The sequence below is a fragment of the Nocardia brasiliensis NBRC 14402 genome (genome assembly GCF_000308475.2).
Taxonomy (GTDB): domain Bacteria; phylum Actinomycetota; class Actinomycetes; order Mycobacteriales; family Mycobacteriaceae; genus Nocardia; species Nocardia brasiliensis.
This window is the reverse complement of sequence record NZ_BAFT02000112.1, coordinates 1-26627: the sequence shown is the minus strand read 5'-3', so window position 1 is coordinate 26627 and position 26627 is coordinate 1. Positions and strand designations below refer to the sequence as shown.

Genomic DNA, 26627 nt, shown 5'->3' with positions numbered 1-26627 from the left:
CCTCACACAAGGAGAACAAACCATGCCCAAGCCCAAGAAGGGTGCTCGCTTCGGCGGGTCGGCGTCGCACCAGAAGGCGATCTTCGCCAATCTGGCGACGGCGCTCTTCGAGCACGGTCGAATTTCGACCACCGAGGCCAAGGCCAAGGCGCTGCGCCCCTACGCGGAGAAGCTGGTCACCAAGGCGAAGGGCGGCACTCTGGCCGACCGTCGCGAGGTGCTCAAGGTGATCCGTAACAAGGACGTCGTGCACGAGCTCTTCGCCACGATCGGCCCCTCGTTCGAGGGTCGCGAGGGTGGCTACACCCGCATCACCAAGACGCTGCCCCGCAAGGGTGACAACGCGCCGATGGCGATCATCGAGCTGGTGCGCGAGAAGACCGTGACCAACGAGGCCGACCGGGCCCGCCGGGTCGCGGCGTCCAAGAAGACCGAAGAGGCTCCGGCCGCCGAGGTCGTCGAGGAGACCGCCGACGAGGCAGTCGCCGAGACCGCCGAGGCCGACGCCCCGGCCGCCGACGAGGCCGCTGAGGAAAAGAAGGACGCCTGAGATCGTGTTCCCCGCACCCGCGGGGATGATCCAGACGCCTGACGTCCGGAGTTCTCGAATGAACCCGCCGCCCGCTCTGCGGGTCGGCGGGTTCGTTCGTTATGACAGGAGATCGTTGTGACGGTGCAGGATTCGGCGGACCCCGCCGCGCAGTCACCCGACCCGGTCCGGGTTCGGCTCGACATCGGTTACGACGGCACCGATTTCACCGGTTGGGCGCGTCAGCCGGGACTGCGCACCGTGCAGGGCGTGCTGGAGGAATCGCTGACGAAGGTGTGCCGCGAGCCGGTGCAGTTGACCGTCGCGGGCCGCACCGATGCCGGCGTGCACGCCGAAGGCCAAGTCGCACACTTCGATACGGCCGCCGAGGTGGACCCCGCCAAACTGGTGCACCGGATGGCCCGGTTCCTGCCGAAAGACGTGCGAATCAAGGATGTTCAGCTCGTCCCGGCCGAATTCGACGCTCGTTTCTCGGCGATCCGCCGGCATTACGCGTACCGGCTGACCACCGCCCGCTACGGTGCGGAACCTTTGCAGGCCCGCAGCGTGGTCGCCTGCCGCCACGACGTCGATCTCGGGGCCATGCGCGCGGCTTCGCGAAATCTGTTGGGCCTGCACAACTTCGCTGCCTTCTGCCGGCGGCGCGAGGGCGCGACCACGGTGCGTGAGCTGCAGCGCTTCGACTGGGAACAGCAGGGCGAACTGCTGACCGCCTACGTCAGCGCGGACGCGTTCTGCTGGTCGATGGTGCGCAGCCTGGTCGGCGCGGTGCTCGCGGTGGGGGAGGGGCGGCGCACGCCGGACTGGGTGGCCGGACTGCTCCAGGAGACCGAACGTTCCAGTTCGGTCACCGTCGCGCCCGCGCACGGCTTGAGCCTGATCGCGGTGGACTATCCCGCCGACGCCGACCTGGCCGCGCGCAACGCGCAGACCAGAGAGGTGCGCACCGTGCCCGCGGCGCACGGCTGCTGCGGCGGCTGACGAACGGCACCGTCAGCGGAATAGGCTGCGCGACCGGATCGTTCCGCAAGCATGACCTTTGATCAGTTCGGACGGTTCGGTGTATGGCGGGCGTACAACGGGTTCAGCCCGGAGGACGCACGGGAGCTGGAACAGCTCGGCTACGGGACGCTGTGGCTGGGCGCGTCGCCGCCCGGCGAGCTGGACACGGTCGAGCCGCTGCTGGCGGCGACCGAGACGATCTCGGTGGGCACCAGCATCGTGAACGTCTGGTCGACGCCCGCGAAGGAGGCCGCCGCGTCATTCCATCGGATCGAAGCGAAGTACCCCGGCCGGTTCCTGCTCGGCGTCGGTGTCGGCCACCCGGAGCACGCCGGTGACTACCGCAAGCCCTACGACGCCCTCGTGGACTACCTGGACGAACTCGACGCCGCCGACGTCCCGGTGCAGCGCCGGGCCGTCGCCGCGCTCGGCCCGCGGGTGCTGAAGCTGGCCGCGGAACGTTCCGCCGGCGCGCTGCCCTACTTCGTGCCGGCCGCGCACACCGCGCAGGCCCGCCCGGTGATCGGCGCGGACGCGCTGCTCGCGACCGAACACAAGGTCCTGCTGTCCGAGGACGCGCAAGCGCGAGCCGCCGCCGAGCAGACGGTCAACTTCTACCTGGGCCTCACGAACTACGTCTCCAACCTGCGCAGGCTCGGCTTCACCGACGAGGAAGTAGCCGATCCGAGCGGTCGCGTCTTCGACGCCGTCGTCGCCCATGGCACGCCGGAAGCGGTCGCCGCGCAGCTGATCGCGCACCTGGACGCCGGCGCCGACCACGTCGCGGTGCAAGCCCTGGACGACGACTACCTCGCCGCCCTGCGCACCCTCGCCCCACTGTTGCGCTCCTGACGCGACACCCCTAAGGGAACGTTAGAAAGCGACCCGGACGGTTCCCCCGGGCCTGTGACTGGCCACACACTCGTTCTTGCTGACGCGCTGAGGCGTCGAAGAAGGAGATCTTGTGACTACGACACAGCCCGCGGGCGAGCGCCGGGTCGTCGCGAACGTGCTGCGCGGTTCGATCGGCAACCTGGTCGAATGGTACGACTGGTATGTCTACGCGGCGTTCAGCGTGTACTTCGCGAAAACGTTCTTCCCCAAGGACGATCCGACGGCGCAGCTGCTCTCCACGGCAGCGGTGTTCGCCGTCGGCTTCCTGATGCGCCCGATCGGCGGCTGGTTGCTCGGCCGCTACGCCGACAAGTTCGGCCGCCGGTCGGCGCTCACCCTCTCGGTGACGGTGATGGCCGCGGGGTCGCTGCTGATCGCGGTGACTCCCGGGTACCAGACGATCGGTATCGCCGCGCCGGCGACCCTGTTGATCGCCCGCCTGCTGCAAGGACTTTCGGTCGGCGGCGAATACGCCACCAGCGCGACGTATCTGTCCGAGGTGGCCTCCTCCGGCCGGCGCGGTTTCTACTCGAGCTTCCAGTACGTCACCCTGGTCGCGGGTCAGCTCGTCGCGCTCGGCGTGCAGATCGTCCTGCAGCAGTTCCTCACCAGCGCCGAAATGAACAACTGGGGCTGGCGCATTCCGTTCGTCATCGGTGCGGCAGGCGCGCTCATCGTGATGTGGCTGCGCCGCGGCATGGACGAGTCCGAGCAGTTCCGGGCCGCCGCGGACGCGGACAACCGGGTGTTCGTCACGGACGGGATCACCGAGCACGCCTATCAGCACGGTAAGGACCAGGCTGCGGCCGCTGCCGCGGCGCACGAGGGCGCACCGAAACCGGAAGCCGCGCGCGGTTCGTTGCGGATGCTGTTGCAGTACCCGCGCGAATGCCTGCTGGTGATGGGCCTGACGCTCGGCGGGACGGTGGCGTTCTACACCTACACCACCTACATGCAGAAGTTCATGATCAACACCTCGGGCATCTCCAAGGGCACCGTCGCGTGGATCAACTTCATCGCGCTGCTGGTGTTCGTGGTGTTGCAGCCGTTGGCGGGCGCGCTGTCGGACCGGATCGGCCGGCGCAAGCTGCTCATCTTCTTCGGCGTCGCGGGCACACTGCTGACGGTGCCGATCATGACGGTGCTGGCGCACACCACGAATGTGGTGGCCGCGTTCGCCTTGATGATGCTGGCTCTGGTCATCATCACCGGCTACACCTCGATCAACGCGATCGTGAAGGCCGAGCTGTTCCCGACCAAGATCCGCGCCCTCGGCGTCGGCCTGCCCTACGCCCTGACCGTCGCCATCTTCGGCGGCACCGCGGAAACCATCGCCCTCGCGCTGAAGAAGGCGAACCACGAGTCGGTGTACTTCTGGTACGTCGCAGGGTGCATCCTGATCTCGCTGGTCACGTACTTCTTCATGCGGGAGACCTCGACGTCGTCGACCATCGACGCCGAGGGCGCGACCACCACCGCCGACACTGGGGTCGGCGCCGGGGTGGCCGAGCCGGATCGTCAATTGGCCACTGTGCGTGACTGACCGCCCGGCACACGCGCCGATCCACCCGCTATGGGAGGATCGGCGCGTGCGGCTTGCGGTGGTCGAAGATGACGACGGCGTCGGTGACGCGCTGGTAGAAGCGCTCAACGCCCGTGGCTACCGCGCGGAACGCAAGCGGCGCGGCGCGGATCTGCTGACCGCGCACCGCGGTTACGACGCGGTCATTCTCGATCTCGGCCTGCCCGACGCCGACGGCTTGCAGATCCTGCGGCAGCTGCGTGAAGTCAGTCAGGTGCCGGTGCTCATCCTGACCGCGCGCAGCGACGAACGTTCGATCGTGCGCGGACTGCGCGGTGGCGCCGACGACTACCTGGTGAAGCCGCCGCGGATCGCGGAATTGATGGCCCGCCTGGAGACCGTCACCCGGCGGGCGGCCGCGGCGGCCCAGCCCACCCAGGCCGTGGTGGTCACCGGTGACGTGCGGGTCGATCTGCAGGCGCGGCTGGTCGAGGTGGCGGGGACGCCGATCACGTTGACGCAGAAGGAATTCGAGCTGGTCGAGGCGCTGGTGGAGCGGCCGGGAGCCGCGGTGAGCCGCCAGCAGCTGATGGACCGGATCTGGGGCGACGCGTTCGTCGCTGTATCGCGGTCACTGGACGTGCACATGACGGGGTTGCGCGCCAAGCTGAATCGGCCGGGACTGATCACCACCATTCGCGGCTACGGGTATCGGTGGGGGCAGTGATCAGGGGCAGGGCGTGCGGCGCCGCCTACTCATCGCGCTGACCGTCTTCGCCGCGATTGCGGTGCTGGCGTTCGCCGTTCCGCTGTCGCTGACGGTCGCGACCAGCCGGACCCAGGCTCTGGTGCTCGCTCGTTCCGGCGACGCCGATCGCTTCGCGAATCTCGCGGCCGCCGCCGCGACTACCGGGGATACCCGAGCGCTGGCGGATGAGGTGGGCCGCTATCACGAGCTGTACGGCGAGAGCGTGCTGATCGTGGATGCCAAGGGTGCGACGACTGCCAACGGCGGTGCGAGCCTGAACGATCCGGGGATCGGGGCGGCAGTGGCGGCGGCGCGGCGCAATCAGCGCCCGCACGTGCCCGGCCAGCTGACGCCGTGGGGCGCGCGGACGGTGCTCATCGCCCGGCCGGTCGGGACGGGGGTGCAGGTCGGCGGGGCCGTGGTGATCCAGGCGTCCACCGCGCGGGCGCGCGCCGATATCGCGCGGACGTGGGGGTTCATCCTGCTCGGCGGCGCGGGTGCGATGGCGCTGTTCACCCTGCTGGCGCTGACCCTGAGCCGCTGGGTGCTGCGGCCGCTCGCGGCGCTCTCGGGTGCGGTCGCCGAACTCACCGCGACACTGCCGAAGCCGCCCGCGGGCGAGGTCACCGCCGAGCCGCCGGTGTCGATCGCCGGACATCACGGCGGTCCGCCCGAGATGCGGGCCGTCGCGGAATCTTTCGACGCTATGGCGCTGGCCGTCGCCGGTTCCGTGGAGGCGCAGCGCCAGCTCGTCGCCGACACCGCGCACGCCATGCGGAACCCGCTGGCGGCCTTGACGATTCGGCTCGACTCGCTGGAGCCCGCGATACCGGGCGACGCGGTGGCCACCTTTCGCGGCGCCAGTGCCGAGGTGGAGCGGCTGGCCGCGCTGCTGGACGGCCTGCTCACCCTCGCCGTGGCCGAGACGCCCGCCGCGTTCGATGCCGCCCGGCTCGTCGAGGCCGAGAACCATTGCGACGCCGTGCAAGTGGTCGCCGACCGGTTCGACGCGTGGTGTTCGGCCTACGAATCGTCCGGTCAGGAGTTGAGTGTCGCCCCGGCGGTCGCGCACGCCGACGTCGCGGTATCCGCAGACGTGCTGGCCCAGATCCTCGATGTGCCGCTGAGCAATTCGTCGCGCTATGCCGGGGCGGGTGCGCGCACCGAGATCGTCGTCGCGGTCGAACCCGGCTGGGTCACGGTGACCGTGCACGACGACGGAGCAGGCGTTCCTTCCGCCGAAATCGCCAAGCTCACCACGCGTTTCTATCGCGGGTCGACGGCGGCGCGTGGTGGCTCCGGTCTCGGCCTGCCCATCGCCGCGGCGCTCGCGCAGGCGCGTGGTGGGACACTCACCGTCGAGCCCGTGCGACCCCACGGCCTGTCGGTCCGGGTGCGCTTACCTGCAGCGGTGCCGGAATGAGCGCGGGGGTGGTCGAATCTGTTGGCGCGGTGAAGGTTTGGGCGTGGACCGTGGGGGTGGTCCGGTCGGGTGTCGGGACCCGGTGCCATGCCGCGCACTGTGCGAGGAGGGTGCGATGACCATGCGGCGGCGGGGTTTCCTAGCGCTGGCCGGTATGGCGGCGGCGGGTGTGGCCGGGTGCGGCCCGAGCAGGGGTGGTCCGTTGGTGCGGTTGGCGTCCGGCGAGGTCGGTGGCTTCTATCATGCTTTCGCCGGGCTGCTTTCGGCCGCGGCAGCGCGATCGGGGAAGGTGCGGATCGAGCGAGTCACCACCTCGGGGTCGCAGGAAAACTTGACGCTGCTGACGCACGGGCAGGTGGACGCGGCGCTGGCGTTGTCCGATTCGGTGGGGGACAGCGCGGACCGGATGCTGGCGCTCGGCCGGGTGTACGAGAACTATCTGCAGCTGGTGGTGCGGTCGGACAGCCGGATCGGCAGCGTGGCCGACCTGCGCGGCGCGCGGATCAATCTGGGCGCGGACGGGTCGGGTGCGGCGCTGACCGGCGAGCGGATCCTGCGGGTCGCCGGGCTGGACCCCGCGACGGATGTGGCGGTTTCGCATCGGCCGCTGCGCGAAGCGGTGACGGCGCTGGCCGCCGACGAGTCGGACGCGCTGTTGTGGGCGGGCGGCGTGCCGACGATGGTGCTGCAGGTGCCGGCGCGCATGCGCCTGGTGGACATGGGTGAATTGGCGGCCCCCATGCGGGAGCGCTTCGGCCCGGTATACGACCGGGTGGAGATCCCCGCCGACGCCTACCCCGGTGGTTCGGCGGTGCGCACCATCGGTGTGGCGAACCTGCTGCTGGTCGCGGCGGGCCTGCCTGCCGATACCGCCGCCTCGATCGTGGAACTACTGGTGTATCAAGCGGATTCGCTGGTGCCGACCGAGGCGGCGGGCACCCAGTTCCTGGACGGCCGCTCCTTGATCAGCACCGCCCCGATCCCACTGCACCCCGGCGCCGCGACGGTCTACCGCAAGTGGCACGGCTGACTTCGCGTCAGTTCGCCAACCCCGTCCGGCCGAGCGCGATGCGTCGGAAGGCCGCTGATCAGGAGCGGACCAGGCGCGCGATCGCGTCGGTCGCCTCCTTGATCTTCGCCTCGGCTTCGGGGCCGCCCGCGACGGCGGCGTCGACGACGCAGTGGCTGATGTGGTCCTCGAGCAGGCCCATCGCCACCGCCTGCAGCGCCTTGGTCATCGCGGAGACCTGGGTGAGGATGTCGATGCAGTACTTCTCTTCCTCGACCATCCGCTGCAACCCGCGCGCTTGCCCCTCGATCCGGCGCAGCCGCTTGAGGTAGTCGTCCTTCGCGGTGATGTAGCCGTGTGCCGCGTGATCGTGCGCGTCGTGCTCCTGCGGGGTGGATGCCACCGGTGCTCTCCTCGTCGATTGCCGGTCCGTGACCGGACCGGATTCATACCCCCCTAGGGTACAGTTCCCGGCCCGGCTTGTCAGGTCAGCGCCGGTGGCGCCGTGTTGCGCCCCGATGCCGTCCATCATCGCCGACGGCACCGGCAACCGCGCGCACGGCCGGTGCGGGGGCCGTTGCTCGGCTCGCGAGCCGGGACGGGAGAATTGCGGCCATGAGTTCGCATGCCAGGCCCGCGCTCGCCGTTGTCGGCGGGAGTGGGTTCTACGATTTCTTCGACAACGAGGCGACCCAGGTCGAGGTCGAGACGCCGTACGGAGCGCCGAGCGCACCGATCGCGATCGGTGAGGTCGAGGGTCGTCCGGTCGCCTTCGTGCCCCGCCATGGCAAGAATCACGAGTTCGCGCCGCACACGCTGCCCTACCAGGCCAATATGTGGGCGCTGCGCTCGCTCGGCGTGCGCCGGGTGTTCGCGCCGTGCGCGGTGGGCAGCCTGCGCGGAGACTGGGGTCCGGGCACCGTGGTGGTGCCGGATCAGCTGGTCGATCGCACCTCGGGCCGCCCGCAGACCTACTTCGACGGGGGCGGCGTGCACGTGTCGTTCGCCGATCCGTACTGCGACGAACTCCGCACCGCCACCATCAAATCCGCGGACGAGACGCTGCCGATGAAGGGTGCGGGCACGATGGTCGTCGTGCAGGGTCCGCGATTCTCCACCCGGGCGGAGAGCCGCTGGTTCGCCGGACAGGGCTGGGATCTGGTCAACATGACCGGGCATCCCGAAGCGGTGCTCGCCCGTGAGCTCGAAATGTGCTACTCCGCAGTGGCTTTGGTGACCGACCTCGACGCCGGGCTGGAGGAGGGCGCGGGCGTGCACGCGGTCGACGTCTTCGCCGAGTTCAAGCGCAATCTGGCCCCGTTCAAGGACCTGATCCGCCGCTCGGTCGCCGCGGTCGCCGAGACCGACACCTGTGACCGTTGCCGTGTTCATACCGGGGTGTCGCTGCCATTCGCGCTACCGTGACCATGCGGGGGTGCCGAACAGAGGTGCGGTGAATGAGAGTTCTGGTCACCGGCGCGGCCGGGTTCCTGGGTACACACGTGCGCGCGGCCGCGGCGGCCGCGGGGCACGAGGTGATCGGCATCGACCTGATGCTCGATGCCGTGCACGGCCTGAACGCCGAACCGCCGGAAGGCGTTTCGCGGGTCGACGTGCGGGACGGCGCGGCGCTGGCGCCGCTGCTCGCCGGGATCGACGTGGTCTGTCATCTCGCGGCGGTCAGCGCGGGCAGCCCGGCCGATATGGCGACGCACAACGATCTCGGTACCGCGGCGCTGCTGGGTGCGATGGAGCAGGCGAAGGTGCGCCGGCTGGTGCTCGCCTCCTCGATCACGGTCTACGGCGAGGGGCGCTACCGCAGTGTGCGCGGCGGGCCGTTCTTCCCCGGCCTGCGTAGGCGGGCCGACCTGGATCGAGGGCTGTTCGACCATCGCGCCCCGCGCACGGGCGAGGTGCTCACCTGGGAGCCGGTCGGCGAGGACGCGCCGCTGCGGCCGCGCGGCAGCTACGGCGCGAGTAAGGCGGCGCAGGAAAACTACGCGTTCGCTTGGGGTTTGGGCGTCGGCGGCGCGGTGACCGCGCTGCGCCTGCATCAGGTCTACGGTGACGGCGCGCGGACCGGGTTGGTCGGGCAGCTGCGTGCCGCGCTGGACGAGGGCCGCGCGCCGCACGTGTTCGAGGACGGCGGCCAGGTCCGGGACTTCGTGCATGTCCGCGATGCCACCGCGGCCCTGCTCGCCGCGATCGAGCGGGCGTTGCCCGGGTTCGTGCCGCTGAACATCGCATCCGGCTGGCCGATCACGCTGTGGGAGCTCGCCTCGATCATGGCCAAGGCCCGCGGCGGACAGCCGCCCGTGGTCACCGGTCAGTACCGCATCGCCGACGTCCGCCATTTCGTGGCCGATATCGAAAGAGCCAAGCGCACGCTGGGGTTCGCGCCTACGACACCGCCCGCCAAGGGGCTGGCGGAGTTCGCCACCGCGCGGGCCACCGCCGCCACCGGCGGCTGATCACGCGGGGTGCGCCGGGAGGTCCAGCTGCACCAGCGCGAACTCGGGCACGGCCGCGCCCGCGGTCCCGCCGGGCAGCGGCGAGGCCTCGAGATCGGCGACGAGCCAGTCACCGCTGTCGGTGGCCAGGCGGACCCCGGTCAGCGTCACCCGTTCGACGCCGGAGCGGATGTCGTCGCGCGCCGCGACGATGCGTGCCCGGTCGGCCGGGTGCGGCACGGTGCGTTCGTCGATGCCTCGTCCCCAGCGCAGAGCGGGGACGGGCTCGGTGACCCAGCGGATGAGCCGGACCTGGGCCAGGTCGACGATGGCCAGATAGAGGTTCGGTTGCGCGCCGCGCAGCAGGTCCAAGGTCGCTGCTTCGAACGATTTACGCTGCGGAGCAACGCTTTCGGTGACGTCGACGGCCAAACCGAGCCAGTGGTAGCGGTTCTCGTCCGGATTGTGCGCGGCGAGCAGCAGGGTGCGCGGGCCGGTGCGGGCCCGCACCGTCGCGGTGTCGAGCCAGCGGGCGCCCGGCGTGGACCGGGCCAGCGTCGCGACGAGTTCGAGTGCGCCGTCGAAACGTTCGATGATCTCGAAGGATTCCGCACCGATCCAGATGTTGTGCTCGTTGTCGAAGTTCGCGCCGAGATCGTAGGAGAGCGCCTCGATGCGGCGGATGCGCGCGTCGACGCTGAACGCCGCCACGCCGACCGGCTCCGGTGGTTCCGCGCTGCCGACCCACAGCCGCACGGCGTGCACGCGGCCGCCGGGCCCGTGCAGCGGTACCGCGCGCAGATGCCGCCCGGACCAGTCGTGGCGCGACTGCGGCAACTCCTGATCGATGACCGTGCCACCGGTGTAGGCGGCCGCGATGAACGGCTGCAACCGGGTGGACACCGCGCGCTGGAACGACTTCCACTCCCGCGGCGCGGTGCCGACCGCGAGCAGCGACCAGGTGTCGACATGACCGAGTGTCTCGATCAGCAACCAGCGTCCGATTATCACAATCCCCCTCCCCGAAGTCGAACACTATGCCACGGTCAGGCGGCTATCCAGTGCATATCGTGCCTGATCCGGTCGTGCGTGCAGCCGATGGGTCCGGCGAAGCTCGGCCTGCCCGAGGAGCTCGGCGTCCCGCGCACCGGGCGATCAGCGGTGTGCGGGTTAAGCTCGCGCGGTGGACACTCCGTTGCGGCTCGAGGTCATCGTGGCCAGCGTGCGTCCGGAGCGGTTCGCTCCGGTGGTCGCCGACTGGCTGTTGCGAACACTACGCGCGCACGACGAGTTCGATACGGGTGTCATCGATCTGGCGGACACTTTGTTGCCGACCGAACTGATTGAAACCCCGGAAGTGGTCCAATATCGCACCAGATTGGCCGCCGCGGACGCGTTCATCGTGGTGACCTCCGAGTACAACCACGGTTACCCGGCCGCGCTGAAGACCGCGTTCGACACCGCCAAGCACGAATGGCGGGCCAAGCCCATCGGATTCGTGTCCTACGGCGGACTGTCGGGGGGACTGCGCGCGGTCGAGCAACTCCGTCAGGTGGTCGCGGAGATCCACATGGTGTCGATCCGCGAGACGGTCAGCTTCCATCAGGCCAAGAAGCGGTTCGACGCGGCAGGGGAGACCGCGGACGGCGCTGCGATCGACGCCGCCGCCCGCATGCTTCGCCAATTGTCCTGGTGGGCAAGAACTCTGCGCGCGGCGCGGGCGAGCGACCCCTACCCCGCCTGACGCGCGCAGTTCAGCGCGCCGCGCACGATTTCGCCGACGAATGTGCGCGGCGTCAGCCGACGGGTGCGCCGCGGCGACCGCGCGGGTGGCCGATGTAGGTGGCCTCGCGCGGGATGGAGACCAGGGTCAGGTCCACCTGGGCGGTGCCGGTGCGCAGGATGACGTGGTTGCCGATCGCCGCGGGCTGATGGATGGACAGGTCCGGCCGGGTGGCGGGCCAGCCCATCGGATCACCGGTGACGTAGATCGTGGTGACACCGGCGTGCGGGGCGGGCGCGAGCACGCCGTCCACCACGGTCGCGGTGAAACCCGCGTCGGACTGGTGCGTTTCGACCGCGAGGGTCAGCCGTTCCGGATTGCCGATGGTGGTGACCAGATTCTCCCAGGCGTGTGCCCGGTCGGTGCGGATCAGCACCCGCTCACCGACCGCGAGCGCGCGGAACACCAACTGCTGGGCGAGATAGAGCTCGCCCGCCACGTACACCGTCGAGATGCCGGTGCCGACGATGCGCACCGCGACGCCGTTGCCCTCGTCGTCCGAGCCGATCAGCTGGCCACAGCCCGAGGAGGGCAGGTGCAGCGCGTCGATCACCTCGATCGGGTACTCGCTCATCGGCACGGTGCCGTCGACGCCGGGCACGGCGAGCGGCAGATGGGCGAGCAGCCCGTCGCGGTGCCGTCCGTTCATCGAGACCATGCCGGCGAGCTTGCTGCGTTCGGGCAGCTCACGCGCCGTCAACCGCCAAGCCGCGCCGATGCTCACCGCCTCGGCCGAACTACCCGGCCGCAGCCGCACGGCCACCGTGGTGCCCCGCGAAGGCGCCACCCACAGCTGCGCGAGCAGATCGGAGCCGAGCTTCTTCGGATCCACCGCCATGCCGATGTTCACGCTGTTGCCGATTTCGGCGTAGCGCCAACGATGTTCGAGGGTGCGCGGGTCGAAGCCGCCGGTGATCTGCAGGACCGCCTTCTTGATCTCCGGGGCGGTCAGGATGCGCGCGTTGCAGTCGGCGTCCTCCAGTGCGCGCATGATCCGCTGGGTGGCGATGGTGACCGCGCGCGAGGCGCCGTCCGCGCCGCCGCCGCGCCGGGCCGCCGCGTCCGGGCAGGCGACCGCGTCGAAACCGATTGCCAGCCAGACGGTTCGGTGCGCCGTCGCGGGCAGCGGCCCGAGCAGCGATTCATAGATCTTGCCTGCGGGCGTGCCGGACCGGGAACGGTGGCCGTGGCTGATGATGTCGATGCCGCTGAGCAGAATGTCGTGCTGGTTCAGGCATTTCGCCAGCTCCGGCAGCGGCAGCAGGTGCGAGGCGTGCACGGTGTTGCGGGCGATGCGGGTCAGTCCGCCGGGCGGGGCGAGCACCTCGACCACGGTGACCACCCGGCTGCCGTCCCAGTACAGGCCGAGTGAGCGACCGTCCGCGCCGCGGAAGTCGACGGTGTCACCGATGCGGTAGTCCCGCTTGGTGAGATAGCGCCACCAGGTGGCGATCCAGTCCAGCAGGGTGCGCTTGGCGACGGGAATCAGCGGAATCAGCGCGACGACCACACCCACCGCCAGCGCGGGCAGCGCCTGCAGGCCGAGCAAAAGCGCGGCCACCCCCGCGACAAACCCCATGACCTGCGCGATCAGCAAATTCTGTAGCGAGATGCGGCCAAGGAGCGGTCGTGGTCCCGCCCCGGCAGGTTCCGCCATCGTCGTCCCCCAAGTACCCGGTGTCGGCCCAATCGGAGTAGCCGAGCTGAACAAGAGTCCTCGGGAACTGTACTGTGTTGCGCGAACGCGAGCACTGTTCGGGGGAGGAATAATGCCTTCAAAACCCACCACTCGGTGGCAGGTGAGCGGCTACCGCTTCCTGGTTCGTCGGATGGAACACGCCCTGGTCCGCAGGGACGTGCGGATGCTGCACGACCCGATGCGCTCACAGTCGCGGGCCTACGCCGCCGGGCTCGTGCTCGCGCTGGTGGTCTTGGCGGGTTGCGGCATCCTCGCCCTGCTGCGCCCGCAGGGCAAGGTCGACAACAGCAAGATCCTGGTCGGCAAGGAATCCGGCGCGATCTACGCGGTGATCGACGACGTCGTGCATCCGGCGCTGAACCTCGCCTCGGCCCGCCTGGCGGTGGGGGACGCGTCCAAGCCCGCGATGGTCAAGGAATCCGAGATCGGCAAGAAGCCGCGCGGGCAGCTGATCGGCATTCCGGGGGCGCCGAGCGCGTTCAGCTTCGACAAGGCGGGCAAGGGCCGCACCTGGACCGTCTGCGATTCGCTCAAGACCGACGGCAGCGACGATCGCACCACCTCCGTGCTGATCGGCGACCTCGACATGGGGGAGAAGGCGTCGGCGCTCGGGCGGGACAAAGGCCTGCTGGTGAAGGGCAAGGACGCCACCTACCTGGTGTGGAACAACACGCGCGCCCGCGTCGACATGAACGATCCGACCGTCACCGTGCCGCTGAACATCCGCGGCGCGACACCGCGGCCGATCAGCGAGGGACTGCTCAACGCGATCCCCGAGGTGAGCCCGATCGTGCCGCCGAAGATCGCCGACCCGGGCGGGACGCCCGAGGGCTACTCGATCCGGAACTTGAAGATCGGCACCGTGGTCCAGCAGGCGGGCAAGGCCGACAAGAACTATGTGCTGCTGCGCAACGGACTCCAGGCGATCAGCCCGCTGACCGCCGAGATCATCCGCATCGACCAGCGCAACCCCGACCACGGCACCTCGGTCAGCGATGCCGAGGTGGCGATCCCGCAGCCGTCGAAAGCGCTGCAGGTGGACACCTATCCCGAGGTCGCGCCGACGATCGTGCAGCCCAAGGCCCGTCCGGTGAGCTGCATGTCGTGGCAGCCGATCGCGGGCGCGGCGGGCAACGCCGACGTCGCGGTGCGCGCCAAACTCGATGTGATCGACGCGAGCGATCTGCCGCTGCCGGACAGTGCCCGGCTCGTGCCGCTGGCCCAGGCCGACGGTAAGGGCGACAACGTCGACTCGGTGTACTTCAAGCCAGGCTCCGGAGCGTTCGTACAGACCACCGGCATCGAGGTGGACAGCCGCCGCAAGGACAGCATGTTCTACGTGGCCGACACGGGTGTCCGGTACGGCATCAAGAACGACGACGCGGCGAAGGCACTCGGCCTGGACAAAGAGTCCGGCGTGACACCGGAGTCCGCCCCGTGGCCGATCGTCGGCCTGCTCGCCAACGGCCCCACCCTCGGTCGCGAAGAAGCCATGGTCGCCCACGACGGCGTCGCACCCGACGCCAACCCGGCCAAACAACCCGTCGCCGCGAAGTAGACGTCAGGTTCCTTCCGCGCCAACGGGTTTCGTGGACTTCGGCGATGCGGTGGGCATGGTGCCGTCGTCGTCCGCGGCTGGGCCCGTCGACCGGTGCAGGCCCGCGATCTCCGCGCGCAAGGCCTTGACCTCGTCGACCAGCGCGACGATCTCGCGGTCGGTGCTCGCCGCGGTTTCCTCGACGGTTTTGAGCTGGTCGATCACCCAGCTGGTGGTGGTGCCGATGGCGAAGGAGATCAGGCCGATGCCGAAGGTCATCAGAACCAGCGAGATCAGCCTGCCCTCGGCGGTCACCGGATAGACGTCGCCGTATCCGACGGTGGTCACCGAGACCGCCGACCACCACAGGGCGTCGCCGAAATGCACCACCTTGCTGCCCTCCACGCCCCGCTCGGCATCGAAAAAGGCCAGGCTGCACAGGAACAGGATCAGGATCGAACTGCTGCCGACGAACACCGACAGCCGCGTCCGCTGGCTCAGCGTGTGCCGGTTGAGCGTGCCGAGCACCAGCACCGCCGCGCGCAACAACCGCAGCGGGCGGAACGGTGGAATAAGCACGATCAGCAGTTCCAGCGGATGCGAGCGCACAAACGCCCAGCGGCGAGTGGAGAGCCAGAGCCTGATCAGGAAGTCGGCCCCGAACAGCACCCAGATCGCCACATCGACCCGCGCCAGCCAGGTGTCCAGCTGCGGTGAGGCGCCGGTGTCCAGCACGAACCAGGCGTAGGTGCCGAGAAAGACGACGGCCAGTGCCACCATCGGCACGCCGGTCGCCCGCTCCCAGGCCTGCCGGCGGCTCAGCCGCTCCAGTGCGGATTCGGATACTTGATTGAGTTGCGCCATGGTAACTACCTGCATCGATCGGTTCCGGCACCTTGTTTAACGCAATGTGCTGCGCAGACGCTACAGCGTGGGCCGAGGTACGCATCGGCGGGTTCTGAGAAAAGATTCGATTCGGCGGAACCGATTTTGATCTTGCCGCGTCAAACCTTGTGTCAGAACGAATTTCGGGGCGGGGGTCGAGTGATCCGGGCTGCACAGGCAGGCCCTCGGAGTTCACCGCAAGTCTCGGACGAGGTCGGCTACCCGCCCGGGGCCGATGAAGGGGAAGTTATGAAGAAGACCATGCAGGCGATGGCGACCCTCTCGATGATCGTCGCCGCCGTTGGCGGTGTCACTGTGCTCGGCGCGGGCACCGCCAACGCCGCAGGCATGACGCACGACCAGTGCGTCAAGGAAGCGGCCCGCAAGCAGGCCGCCTACGACTCCCGTCGCGCGCCCGACGCCACCCACGCGACCTACGTCAAGTTCTACTGCCGCGAGGCCGGCGTCGACACCAGCGGCCGCAAACTCTACGAGGTCACCTACTCCGAAAACGCCATCTGAGTAGTTCGCCCGTACCTCGTTGCAAGTCGCACCCACGGAGAAGCCTCGATGAAACGCGCGTATATCGCCGTCGTCGTGTTCGAATCCACCTCGGATTCGCCCGACTACACGACCATGTACCAGGAGGACTTCGTCCTTCTCTACGCCGAGTCGGAGGACGCAGCCCGGGAGTTGGCGCTAGCGGCTGCACGGGAGCAGGAGTGCACCTATCGGAACGAGCAGGGTGAAAGCATCACCCTGTCCCTCAAGGGCGTCATCGATGTGACTCCGTCTCTCACCGACGATCTTTCTACCGGTGGTGATCTGTACTCGCGGCATTTCAAGGACTACGAGGCATATCAGAGGATGGAGCCCCTGCTGGGTGAAAACCCGCTGTAACCCTACTGCCTTCAGGATGCGGCCCTGCCGCGTCATGCCAAGTAGTACAACGTGTTCCGAATCAATCGTAGTGATGGAGATCTGCGAGATGGCGAAAAGCCGATCTTGCTACGTCTTGTTAAGTGACAGAACGAATTTCGGGGGCGATTCTCGCGCAATGCGGGTCGCTCGGCTGCCCCGGAGTTCGCCGGAAGCTCTGCACGAAGAAAGGTGAGCAATGAAGAGCACTTTGAAGTCAGTTGGGTCGGCGTTCGTTATCGCTGCGGCGTTGTGCGGCGTCGGTGCGGTCAACAGCGCGGCCGCTGTGGCATATCCGGAGGTCACTGGATTGTCGCGGCAAGATTGTGAGGATCTCGCCGCACGGGAGAGCGCCCGGCTGGCCCCCGAACCGAATCAGACTTACGCCACGTACTGGAAGGTCATATGTGTTCGGGACGGGGCGGACGCGAAGGGTAATCCGCTGTACAAGACAACATTGAGCGGCGGCAATGTGTAGTCAGGGACATCCGTCGTAAACAAATGTGGGTCTCGGCCGCACCGGCCGAGACCCACATTTGTTTCCGGAATCTCCCGGCCTTACATGTCATCTCCGTGGACGCCGAACCGGCGGCGGATCGGGAACGAGGCGAGTATGCCGAGGATCAGCAGGACCGCGACCGAGCCACTGCCGATCAAGGCCACATCGCGGGCACGATGGTCCGGGGGTGGTGGCGGGGCGGGGACCGCTAGTTGTACCTGTTGGGCGGCGGCCGGGCGTTTCGGCGGAAGCGCCTTCGTGGTTTCGGCGGTCAGGGCCGCGACCGGATCTATCGCGCCGTAACCGACGTAAGGGTTCCAGCCTTCGGCTGGTGCATGGGCAGTGGCCTCGATGCGCTTGATCACGTCGAGCGCGCTCAGTTCGGGGAACCGCGCACGGACGAGAGCGACGACACCCGAGACATACGGCGCGGCGAAGCTTGTCCCGTTCAGGTTGACGAGCCGGTCGCGTTCGTACTTGCCGGTGATTGTGCCGGTGCCGCGGGGATCGAGAGAAACAATGTTCTCGCCGGGTGCCGCGACACCGAGCCAGGGGCCGGGCACAGAGAACTTCGAGGGGGCGCCGTTCTGGTCGATCGAACCGACCGAAAGGACGTAGTCGTCGTATCGAGCAGGTGTGACGTTGGTCGTCACGTTGCGCCACGGGTCGCTGTTCGGGCGTAGCGGGTCGATCACGTTCGGATTGCTCGGTTTGCACTTGTCGTCGGTGTTTCCTGCGGCCACCACGACCACCGCGTTCCGCTCCAAGGTCGCGTAGCGCACTGCGGCGCCAACCGCGCCATCGGCAGGCTGTTGACTGCCGGGCACACAGGACACGAGTGAGATGTTGATGACCGAAGCGTTCCGGTCTGCGGCCCGTCGGATCGCGGACGCGAGAGCGTTGATATCGCCGTACCCCTGGGCCGGGTCTTCCGGGCGTCTGTCCTGTCGGCCCGGGGTGTCGTAGAGCGCACTGGTCTGGCGAATCGACAAGATGCGAGCCTCGGGTGCCACCCCGGAAAAGCCTTGGCCTTCTACAGGTTTCGCGCCGATAATGCCGGCGACCACGGTGCCGTGCGCATCGCAGTCCTCGCTGACGCCATCACCAGGATCTGCGACGTAATCGCCGCCGGCTTCCACGTCCGGCAGTCGAGGGTGACGGACGACCCCTGTATCGATGACTGCTATGAGCTGGCCCTCGCCCCGGGAGAAATCCCAAGCGCGTCGAAGATCTAGTGACAGCTGTGGTGCCGGGACCGTCGGGCCCTCTCCACCCTGCTGGGTCGAATAGCAGGGGGAGTTGGCCGGATGCTCCGTCTTGTCCGGCGGTCTGGCCGGATCACCCGAAGGCAACAAACCCGGATCGACCGGGGGTGGGCGGTCGGCGTGGGCTATGCCCTGACCTGTGCCCATGCCGAGGGACATGCTCAGGGACAGCACCGCTGCGGCTGCACCGGCGCGCAGGATCCGGTTCACAGTCCGCGGACTAGGGAGTAGAGGCTCGCCACCCAGAAGGCCAGGGGGAGAACTGCTGCTACGAAGGCGTATTCGAGCAGTTCGACGCCGCGGCGCATCGGCGGGGTCGCCGACTGGTTCGGGATGATGATGCCGAGGATGAGGGCGGCGATCAGGATGACCATCGCGGCGCCGAACACGGCGAGCGGCTGATCCATCGCGAAACCCGCGCCCACCAACATGATCAGCACGATGCCCGCGCCGCCCGCGATCAGTACTACGGCCTGCTCGGCCCCGGCGTAGGTGCGGCTGCGGAACATCAGCACGGCCGCGCACACCAGCGCGAACGCGATGCCCTGCCAGTACGGTCCGTCGGCCTGCGGGTCGGTGGCGCCGAGCGCGCCCAGCACCGTGACGAGGGTGGTCGCGGCGACCAGGCCCGCCAGATACATCCGGGCGCGTTCGGACTTCACGCGCAGCGCCTCCATGGTGGGTAGTGCGCGGTGGTCGTCGGGGTCGTCTTCGGTCGGGTCGATCGGGGTGCCGGGCGAGGGCACCGGCGGCAGCGGCAGTTTCGCGAGCAGCATCGAGATGCGCGGCGAGAGCGCGAGACCGGCCAGACCCAGCGCCGCGGCGCCCGCGCCGATCGCCCGCTCCGGCTGCCCGGTGAGCAGCCCGACCAGCGCGGCGGGCACGACGTACACCGCGAGGGTGGCCGTGCCGATGAACAGGGCCAGGCCGACGCCGGTGACCCGCCAGGCGAGCACCGCGGTGGCACCGGCCAAGACCGCGCCGAGCAGGATATGCGCCCATCCGTAATGGTCCGGTACATAAAGCATTCCAGCCGTGAAGGCAGTGGGTAACGCGCAGCCGCCGAGGACGAGCGCGGTCGCGGTGTCGCCGTACATCCGGCTGAGCACCATGGCGGCGACCACGAGCAGCAACGTCACCGCCAGCGCGACCGAGCCGCTGACCCAGTACGGCAGCGCGCCGGGCGAGAGCAGCAGGCCGAGACAGCCGACGATCATGGTGATCGCGGCGAGCACCGAGCCGGTGATCCGCGCGACCTTCGGGGTCCAGCTGCGGTAATGATCGGTGTCGGCGATCGCGACGTTGTACATGATGTCGTCGAACAGCGGCGTCGGCGCGATGTGTGACGCGCTCTCCAACATGAGCAGTTCGCCGTCACGGACACCGTGCTCGCCCAGGCTGAGCGAATTGGAGAAGGGCGGATGACCGATCCGCGCCAGCACCCATTCGGCGGGCTCGAAGCGCTCGCCTTCGTTGTCGAAATCATTGGTGCGGCTGTGCTGAGCGACCATGTCGACGACGCTGGGAATGACGAGTGCGACCGGCACGTCCACCGGAATCGCCATATCAACCTGGGTGTGTTTGGCCAGAATGGTCACCCGGGCGAGATCGGGTGCGCGGACGATACCGCGCGAGGAATCTTCGTCGATGTGGTCAAGTCGCGCGTGCGTCAAGCTTCCCCCAACTCGTCTTCTACCTCTTCTACCTCGTATTTTCGCAAACTCACGAGCTGGCGTCGAGCTTGCGAACCCACGGTTCGGGCAGCAGAATGCTGGTCGAACTGTACGACATGTCAGCGGTGGCCTCTACACTGAGCCCGAAACTCGGCAGCCCGTGAATGCGTGGCGGCCGTAGTAGAGCTGTCGAAGAGGGGGAAGGCTTCGCAATGAGCACCGTCCGGTTTCAGCGTCGGGCCCGTCGGGAGATGCCGCGTTCGCCCGGCGGTGAGGTGACGTTGCAGCCGCCGCCCGAGATCCCCCGGGTGACGCCGGGAAATCTGCTGATGAAGCTGATGCCGGTGGTGATGATCATCGGCATGGTCGGCATGATGGCGCTGCTGTTCACCCAGGGCGGCGGTATCGGGTCGAATCCGATGAGCATGATGTTCCCGCTCATGATGATGTTCTCCATGGTCGGCATGTTCGCCGGGCAGGGCGGTGGCAAGGGGGCCAAGGCCGCCGAGGCGAACGAGGATCGCAAGGACTACCTGCGCTACCTGGATCAGGTGCGCCGCGATGTGGACGAGACCGCGAAACAACAACGCGCCTCGGTCGAATGGAGTCATCCCGAGCCCGGCCTGGTCTGGATGCTCGCGGGTACCAGCCGGATGTGGGAGCGCCGCGCCGGTGACAAGGATTTCTGCCACGCCCGCATCGGCGTCGGCGGTCAGCGGCTGGCGACCCGGTTGGTCGCGCCGGAGACCGGCCCGGTGGAGGAGCTGGAACCGATCGCGGCGGTCTCGCTGCGCCGTTTCGTGCGGGCGCATTCGACGGTGCCGGACCTGCCCACCGCGATCGCGGTGAAGGGCTTCGCGACGATCGCGCTGGACGGTGACCGGGGCGAGGCCAGGGACATGACCCGCGCGATGTTGTTGCAGCTGGCCATGTTCCAGGCGCCGGACCAGGTGCTGTTCGCGATCGTCTGCGGGCCGGACACCGCCCGGGAATGGGAGTGGACCAAGTGGCTCCCGCACACCCAGCATCCGGACGCGCAGGACGGCATCGGCACCCAGCGCATGTTCTACGGCTCGATCCGCGAGGCGATGGCGGGCCTGCAACCGCTGCTCGGCAACCGGGTGCGCTACTCGCGTAACCAGCCCGCCAACGCGAACATGGTGCACATCGTGATCGTCGTGGACGGCGGCCTGCTGGAGGCCGAGGAAGATCAGCTGCGCGAATCCGGCTACGAGGGCGTCACCATCATCGACCTGTGCGGTTACGCGCCGCGGCTCGCGGTGTCGCGCGGCATCAAGATGATCGTGGAGAACGGCGAATGCGTCGGCCGCGGCGCGACCGGAAACCAGGAGCGCTTCGCGCTGATCGACCGGATCTCGCCGCAGCAGGCCCAGCAGGTGGCCCGCAGGCTCGCGCCGTATCGCGCCGCGACCCAGCGCAGCAGCGACGTGGAATCCGATGACTCCGAGGTGATCTCGACCTGGAGCCAGCTGATGGGCCTCGGCGATATCGGCACGTTCAATCCGGAGCACGCCTGGCGGCCGCGCTACGGCCGGGAACGGCTTCGGGTGGCCTTCGGTGTCGGGGCGGACGGTCTGCCGGTCGAACTCGATATCAAGGAGGCCGCCGAGAACGGCATGGGCCCGCACGGCCTGTGCATCGGCGCGACCGGTTCCGGTAAGTCGGAGTTTCTGCGCACGCTGGTGCTCAGCCTGCTCGCCACGCATTCACCGGATCAGCTCAACCTGGTGCTCGTCGACTTCAAGGGTGGCGCGACCTTCCTCGGGCTCGACGGCGTGCCGCATGTCGCGGCCGTCATCACCAACCTGGAGGAAGAGGCCGACCTCGTCGACCGTATGAAGGACGCGCTGGCCGGTGAGATGAACCGCCGCCAGGAGGTGCTGCGCTCCGCGGGCAACTTCGCCAACGTCTCCGAATACGAGAAGGCCCGCGCGGCCGGCGCCGACCTGGACCCGCTGCCCGCGTTGTTCGTGGTGCTCGACGAGTTCTCCGAACTGCTCACCCAGCACCCGGATTTCGCGGAACTGTTCGTGATGATCGGCCGCCTCGGCCGCTCGCTGCACGTGCACCTGCTGCTCGCCTCGCAGCGACTCGAAGAGGGCAAGCTCAAAGGCCTGGAAAGTCACCTGTCCTACCGGATCGGCCTGAAGACCTTCTCCGCCAACGAATCCCGCCAGGTGCTCGGTGTGCCCGACGCCTACAACCTGCCGAACAATCCCGGTGGCGGCTACCTGAAGTCGGACTCCGGCGAGATCGTGCGTTTCCAGGCGTCCTACGTCTCCGGCGCCTATGTGGGCGGCGGCTCGCAGCGCGACATGAGCGTTGCCAACCAGTCCGGCGAGATCGACATCAAGGCCCGGCCGTTCACCGCGACCCATGTCGGATTCCGTGCGGCGGACCGGGTTCCGCTGCCCGCCGAGCCGAGCCTCGAGCCGCAGGAGGGCGAGGACGGCGAGGAGATCTCGAACCTGAACATGCTCGTCTCCCGGATCCGCAACCACGGCCGTCCGGCGCACGAGATCTGGTTGCCGCCGCTGGACGAGGCGTCCACGCTCGATCAGCTCATCCCGCGGTCCATCCTCACCGGTGAGTACTCCGCGGTCGCGACGCTGCGCGCGCCGATCGGCATCGTCGACCGCCCGTACGATCAGCGCCGCGATCCGATGCTCGTCGACCTGTCCGGCTCGCGCGGCAACGTCGCCATCGTCGGCGGCCCGCAGTCCGGTAAGTCGACGGCGCTGCGCACGATGATCATGGCGATGTCGTTGACGCACACCGCCGAACAGGTGCAGTTCTACTGCCTCGACTTCGGTGGCGGCACGTTGATGAGCCTGCAGGGGCTGCCGCATGTCGGCTCGGTGGCCAGTCGCTTGGACGAGGATCAGGTGCGGCGCACCATCGCCGAGATGACCACCATCGTCCGGCAACGTGAGGCCCGGTTCCGGCAGCTCGGCATCGAGTCGATGGTCGAGTTCCGGCGGCTGCGTGCGATGGACCCGTCCAGCAGCCCGGCCGCGACCGGCGCGCACGAGGACCCGTTCGGGGATGTGTTCCTGGTGGTCGACGGCTTCAGCTCGATCCGCCAGGACTTCGAACTGCTCGAACAGACCATCATGAACCTCGCGGTGCAGGGTCTGTCCTACGGCGTGCACGTCGTCATCGCACTGAACCGGTGGGCGGAGGCGCGACCCGCGCTGAAGGACCAGATCGGCACCAGAATCGAACTGCGCCTGGGCGATCCGATGGACTCCGACCTCGGCCGCAAGTTCGCCGCCATGGTCCCGCAGGGCCGGCCCGGTCGCGGTATGACCCCGGACTGCCTGCACATGCTGACCGCCCTGCCGCGCATCGACGGCAGTTCGGACCCGAACAACCTCGGCCAGGCGGTCGGCGACGCGGTCGCCACCATCGCCCGGCTCACCCCGGGCCGTCCCGCGCCGCCGGTGCGGATGCTGCCCGAGCAGCTGGCGCGCGAGCAACTGCTCTACCTGGCGGGCGGCTGGCCCGCGCAGGTCGATCAGTCCGCGAAGTGCATGCGAATCCCGATCGGTATCAACGAGTCCGAGCTCGCGCCGGTCTACGCCGACTTCGCCGAGAGCCCGCACCTGCTCATTATCGGCGACACCGAGTCGGGAAAGACCACGCTGCTGCGCTCGATCGTGGAGGGCATCTGCGCCTCGAACACGCCGAGCCAGGCCCGGATCATCATGGGCGACTACCGGCGCTCGATGCTCGGCATGGTGCCGGAGGGCTACCTTGCGGGATACGGTTCCACCGCACCGCAATTCACCCAGAACATGACCGACCTCGCGGCCTACGTCGACAAGCGGACGCCGGGATCGGACGTGACGCCGCAGCAACTGCGGGACCGGTCCTGGTGGAGCGGGCCCGAGCTGTACGTGATCGTCGACGACTACGACCTGGTGGCCACGTCCGCGGGCAACCCGGTGCAGGCGCTGGTCGAACACCTGCCGCACGCGCGCGACCTCGGTTTCCACCTGATCATCGCCCGGCGTTCGGGTGGCGCGAGCCGCGCCATGTACGAGGCCACGCTGGCCAGGATGAAGGATCTCGGGTCGGCCGGCCTGATCATGAGCTGCAGTCGTGACGAGGGTGTGCTGATGGGCACCACCCGGCCGAGCGCGATGCCGCCGGGACGGGGCACGTACGTCACGCGCGCCGGTGAAGGTCTGATCCAGACGGCCTGGATGCCGCAGCCCTGATGTCCACCGTCGAGTTGGTGGTCACCGAGACCCGCGTGTGGGCGCGCAGTGCGGCCACGCACTGGGACGGGCCGCCTTCGATCGTGCTGGGCAGCAACGGTTTCGACCTCGTGGTCGGGGAGTCGCTGACCCCGCCGACCCAGGTGAGTTCCGTGGTGCAGCATGTGTCGGCCGAGGCGGTCGCGCTGCTGCCCCGCATCCCGTCGGTGGCCGACGCGATGGCCGCGGTGCTCAGCACGGCCATGGAGAACTTGCGCGTCGCTGCGCCGTGCGAGCGGATCACCGTCATCTGCCCGACCGAGTGGGGCGCGGCGCGGCGCGCGGTGCTCGAGCAGGCCGCCCGCCGCTGGACCGGCGAGGTGCGGTTCGAGGAGCTGGCCGTGCGAGCGGTCGCCGCGGACGACGGGACCAGTCACAGCCGACGCACCTTGGTGCTGGAATTCGGCGCGCTCACCACCACGGCCGCGACGGTGCTGCGCAGTCATGAGGGTGTGCGCCTCGAATCCTGTGCGCACGAGCCGAATCTCGCGCTGGCCGAGGTGCTGCCCGAATCGCGGGGGTTCGACGAACTGGTCACCGTGATCAGTCGGCTGCTGGACGGCCAGCAGGTCGAGTTGGCGCAGGTCGTCGGTCTCGCCGATCAGACGAAACTCGAGGTGCTCCGCGCGGCCGTGCAGCAGAGCTGCGGACCGGGGGTGGAACTGCGGTCGATCACGGGACCCGATCTCATCCGCGGCAAACAGACCGAACCGATCCCGGTGCCCGAGTCGGCACCCGTGGGGCCGCCGCCGGATTGGATGCAACCGCTGCGCGAGCGCGCGGCCGCCCAGCAGCCGCGAGGTCGCGGCACCGCGTATGTGGGAGTGGCGGTGGCGGCAGTGGTTGTGGTGGCGGCCGCGGTGGTCGGCGGTGTGCTGTTGCTGAACCGATCGTCGGACACGACGACGGCGGCACCCACGACCATGCTGCCGCCGAGCGGTCCGAGTGTGGGACCGCCGCCGCCGTTCGGTGCCCCGCCGCCGCCCGGTGGGGAGCCGGAAGTGTTCGGCCGCGTCCGATTCCAGGTGCCCGACGGCTGGCATCTCGCCACGCCGCCCGACGCCACCGGCCGGGCGCGCGTCGAGCTGTCGCCCGACGACGGCACGCGCATGCGCATCATCGTGACGCAAACGCAGGTGGCGTTCGGTGCCGGCTACGAGCAGGTCGCGTCGAACCTGGAAGCGCAGATCGGGCAGCGCCCGCCGGGCGTGCTCACCGACCTGAAACGGGACGTAGTGTTCGGTGGCCGTTCCGGTCTCGCCTATCGGGAGCGCCCCGGCGACGGTTCCACCGTCAACTGGCATGTCTTGCTGGAGTACGGAATTCAGCTCAGCATCGGCTGCCAATATGTCGGCGACGGGTGGAACGCGCTGTCCACCACCTGCGATCGTTTCGGCGGCTCGGTCCGCGTAGTTCCGTAGCGGGTCACGCGGTTCGGCGCTGTCCCGCGCACGTTTCGTCACCCCGCGCACGTTTCGTCGCCTCGTGCGCGTTTCGTCGCCCGCGCACTAATTCGCTGACGAAACCCTGCGCGCCATCAAAACTTGTGCGCGCCAACATAACTGTGCGCGCGAGCAAACCTTTGCGCGCCCCCTCGAAGAGGCACCCTGCCCGGAGTACGGTTCGCGGGATACGTAGCGGCCTGGGGATTCGATCGGCGGGCGCGCTGCCGAATCTGCGTGCGGCGGCGCTATCTGTGCGTGAGCAAGACCTCCGCGCACCACATCGAAGGTGCGCCCTGCCAGGAGTGCGGTTCGTGGGATACGTAGCGGCCCACGGAATCGATCGTCGGGCGCGCGCCGCTGAATCCGCGCCACATCGAAAGGTGTACTCCTGCCCGAAGTATGGTTCGCGGGATACGTAGTGGCCCGGGGATTCGATCGGCGGGCGCGCTGCCGAATCTGCGTGCGGCGGCGCAATCTGTGCGCGAGCAAAACCTTTGCGCGCCACATCGAAGAGGCACTCTACCCGGAGTACGGTTCGTGGGATACGTAGTGGCGGGGGGATTCGATCGGCGGGCGCGCTGCCGAATCTGCGTGCGGCGGCGCTATCTGTGCGCGAGCAAGAGCTCTGCGCGCCACATCGAGGACGCACTCTGCCCGGAGCTTGGTTCGCGGGACAGGCAGGGGCGTGCGGAATCGATCGTCCGTTTCGCCACTGACTCCGCGCAACCTCCGGCTGCGTTCGCTACCGAATTATGCACGCTACCAATTTCTTTGCGCGCCATCGCCGATGTCCGGTGCGTTTCCGCCACTCGCGCACCCTTTCTGAGCTGACGCACCCGGTATGGCCTGCCATAGCGGGTGCGAGGCATCAGAACGGGTGCGGGAACTCGGAGTCCAACGGCGGTTCGTCTGTCCTGTCAAACCTTTTGCGTGCTGGTAGTAAGAGGTGCGCTTTGTCAGGGGTGCGGTTCACTGCGGCTCTCGCGGAAACGATCGTCGGGCGCGCGCCGCTGAATCCGCGCCACCTCCGGTTGCGTCGTGC

The 26627-nt window shown here is 68.5% G+C and carries 22 protein-coding genes; 16 read left to right on the top strand and 6 right to left on the bottom strand.

Translation table 11 applies throughout. The features are described 5' to 3' along the window. The first annotated feature begins 22 nt into the window (after positions 1 to 22). From rplQ to TY25_RS38525, 7 genes are all read left to right on the top strand, one after another. Complete coding sequence (rplQ, locus tag TY25_RS38555) at positions 23 to 550, top strand: 50S ribosomal protein L17 (RefSeq protein ID WP_042265004.1); 528 nt, start codon at positions 23 to 25, stop codon at positions 548 to 550. 111 nt (positions 551 to 661) lie between these two features. Continuing rightward, entirely contained in the window at positions 662 to 1531 is an 870-nt protein-coding gene (gene truA / locus TY25_RS38550; protein WP_370466216.1) for a tRNA pseudouridine(38-40) synthase TruA, read from the top strand. A 51-nt stretch (positions 1532 to 1582) separates the two neighbouring features. Continuing rightward, positions 1583 to 2404: an LLM class F420-dependent oxidoreductase gene (locus tag TY25_RS38545; RefSeq protein WP_042265002.1), complete on the top strand. Its 822-nt coding sequence runs from the start codon at positions 1583 to 1585 to the stop codon at positions 2402 to 2404. A gap of 112 nt (positions 2405 to 2516) precedes the next feature. Next, the gene (locus tag TY25_RS38540; RefSeq protein WP_042265001.1) at positions 2517 to 3989 is read left to right on the top strand and encodes an MFS transporter; all 1473 of its coding nucleotides are present in this window, start codon (positions 2517 to 2519) and stop codon (positions 3987 to 3989) included. A gap of 46 nt (positions 3990 to 4035) precedes the next feature. Beyond that, entirely contained in the window at positions 4036 to 4695 is a 660-nt protein-coding gene (locus TY25_RS38535; protein ID WP_014981775.1) for a response regulator transcription factor, read from the top strand. Positions 4696 to 4708: 13 nt separating this feature from the next. Further along, positions 4709 to 6139, top strand: coding sequence for a sensor histidine kinase (locus TY25_RS38530; RefSeq protein WP_042265000.1), 1431 nt, complete (start codon positions 4709 to 4711; stop codon positions 6137 to 6139). Positions 6140 to 6254: 115 nt separating this feature from the next. Then, on the top strand, positions 6255 to 7169 hold the full coding sequence (locus tag TY25_RS38525) for a TAXI family TRAP transporter solute-binding subunit (protein ID WP_042264999.1): 915 nt from the start codon (positions 6255 to 6257) through the stop codon (positions 7167 to 7169). A 58-nt stretch (positions 7170 to 7227) separates the two neighbouring features. On the opposite strand, the gene TY25_RS38520 is transcribed toward TY25_RS38525, so the two are convergent. Continuing rightward, positions 7228 to 7551: a metal-sensitive transcriptional regulator gene (locus TY25_RS38520; protein WP_042264998.1), complete on the bottom strand. Its 324-nt coding sequence runs from the start codon at positions 7549 to 7551 to the stop codon at positions 7228 to 7230. Positions 7552 to 7763: 212 nt separating this feature from the next. Here TY25_RS38520 and TY25_RS38515 point away from each other — a divergent pair, with 212 nt between their 5' ends. Both TY25_RS38515 and TY25_RS38510 read left to right on the top strand, forming a co-directional pair. Further along, positions 7764 to 8573, top strand: a complete 810-nt coding sequence (locus TY25_RS38515) for an S-methyl-5'-thioadenosine phosphorylase (RefSeq protein WP_042264997.1) — start codon at positions 7764 to 7766, stop codon at positions 8571 to 8573. 32 nt (positions 8574 to 8605) lie between these two features. Continuing rightward, on the top strand, positions 8606 to 9619 hold the full coding sequence (locus TY25_RS38510) for an NAD-dependent epimerase/dehydratase family protein (RefSeq protein ID WP_042264996.1): 1014 nt from the start codon (positions 8606 to 8608) through the stop codon (positions 9617 to 9619). Here TY25_RS38510 and TY25_RS38505 read toward each other — a convergent pair whose 3' ends face one another. Next, a complete protein-coding gene (locus TY25_RS38505) occupies positions 9620 to 10591 on the bottom strand; it encodes a GAF domain-containing protein (RefSeq protein ID WP_236639178.1) in 972 nt (323 codons plus the stop codon). A gap of 190 nt (positions 10592 to 10781) precedes the next feature. Here TY25_RS38505 and TY25_RS38500 point away from each other — a divergent pair, with 190 nt between their 5' ends. Next, on the top strand, positions 10782 to 11342 hold the full coding sequence (locus TY25_RS38500) for an NADPH-dependent FMN reductase (RefSeq protein ID WP_042264994.1): 561 nt from the start codon (positions 10782 to 10784) through the stop codon (positions 11340 to 11342). A 52-nt stretch (positions 11343 to 11394) separates the two neighbouring features. Here TY25_RS38500 and eccE read toward each other — a convergent pair whose 3' ends face one another. Next, on the bottom strand, positions 11395 to 13038 hold the full coding sequence (gene eccE, locus TY25_RS38495; RefSeq protein WP_042264992.1) for a type VII secretion protein EccE: 1644 nt from the start codon (positions 13036 to 13038) through the stop codon (positions 11395 to 11397). 112 nt (positions 13039 to 13150) lie between these two features. Here eccE and eccB point away from each other — a divergent pair, with 112 nt between their 5' ends. Beyond that, the gene (eccB, locus tag TY25_RS38490) at positions 13151 to 14638 is read left to right on the top strand and encodes a type VII secretion protein EccB (RefSeq protein ID WP_081869379.1); all 1488 of its coding nucleotides are present in this window, start codon (positions 13151 to 13153) and stop codon (positions 14636 to 14638) included. A 3-nt stretch (positions 14639 to 14641) separates the two neighbouring features. Here the strand turns inward: eccB and TY25_RS38485 are convergent, their stop codons facing one another. Further along, positions 14642 to 15481: a potassium channel family protein gene (locus TY25_RS38485; RefSeq protein WP_042264990.1), complete on the bottom strand. Its 840-nt coding sequence runs from the start codon at positions 15479 to 15481 to the stop codon at positions 14642 to 14644. A 270-nt stretch (positions 15482 to 15751) separates the two neighbouring features. Between TY25_RS38485 and TY25_RS38480 the strand changes: the two genes are divergently transcribed. The 3 genes from TY25_RS38480 to TY25_RS43110 all read left to right on the top strand — a co-directional run bounded on the left by TY25_RS38480 (position 15752) and on the right by TY25_RS43110 (position 16898). After that, positions 15752 to 16024 (top strand): hypothetical protein, encoded by a 273-nt coding sequence (locus TY25_RS38480; protein ID WP_042264989.1) that lies wholly within the window; start codon positions 15752 to 15754, stop codon positions 16022 to 16024. 48 nt (positions 16025 to 16072) lie between these two features. Beyond that, positions 16073 to 16402 carry a DUF4288 domain-containing protein gene (locus tag TY25_RS38475; protein WP_042264988.1) on the top strand — a complete coding sequence of 110 codons (330 nt, stop codon included), beginning with the start codon at positions 16073 to 16075 and terminating at the stop codon, positions 16400 to 16402. 217 nt (positions 16403 to 16619) lie between these two features. Continuing rightward, on the top strand, positions 16620 to 16898 hold the full coding sequence (locus tag TY25_RS43110; RefSeq protein WP_146154088.1) for a hypothetical protein: 279 nt from the start codon (positions 16620 to 16622) through the stop codon (positions 16896 to 16898). 80 nt (positions 16899 to 16978) lie between these two features. On the opposite strand, the gene mycP is transcribed toward TY25_RS43110, so the two are convergent. Beyond that, on the bottom strand, positions 16979 to 18331 hold the full coding sequence (gene mycP / locus TY25_RS38470) for a type VII secretion-associated serine protease mycosin (protein ID WP_226887511.1): 1353 nt from the start codon (positions 18329 to 18331) through the stop codon (positions 16979 to 16981). A gap of 59 nt (positions 18332 to 18390) precedes the next feature. Further along, positions 18391 to 19857, bottom strand: a complete 1467-nt coding sequence (eccD, locus tag TY25_RS38465) for a type VII secretion integral membrane protein EccD (RefSeq protein ID WP_042264987.1) — start codon at positions 19855 to 19857, stop codon at positions 18391 to 18393. 212 nt (positions 19858 to 20069) lie between these two features. Here eccD and TY25_RS38460 point away from each other — a divergent pair, with 212 nt between their 5' ends. Beyond that, on the top strand, positions 20070 to 24101 hold the full coding sequence (locus TY25_RS38460; RefSeq protein ID WP_029903285.1) for a type VII secretion protein EccC: 4032 nt from the start codon (positions 20070 to 20072) through the stop codon (positions 24099 to 24101). Further along, complete coding sequence (locus TY25_RS38455) at positions 24101 to 25561, top strand: type VII secretion-associated protein (RefSeq protein ID WP_042264986.1); 1461 nt, start codon at positions 24101 to 24103, stop codon at positions 25559 to 25561. The genes TY25_RS38460 and TY25_RS38455 overlap by 1 nt, the downstream gene beginning before the upstream one ends. Positions 25562 to 26627 lie beyond the last annotated feature (1066 nt).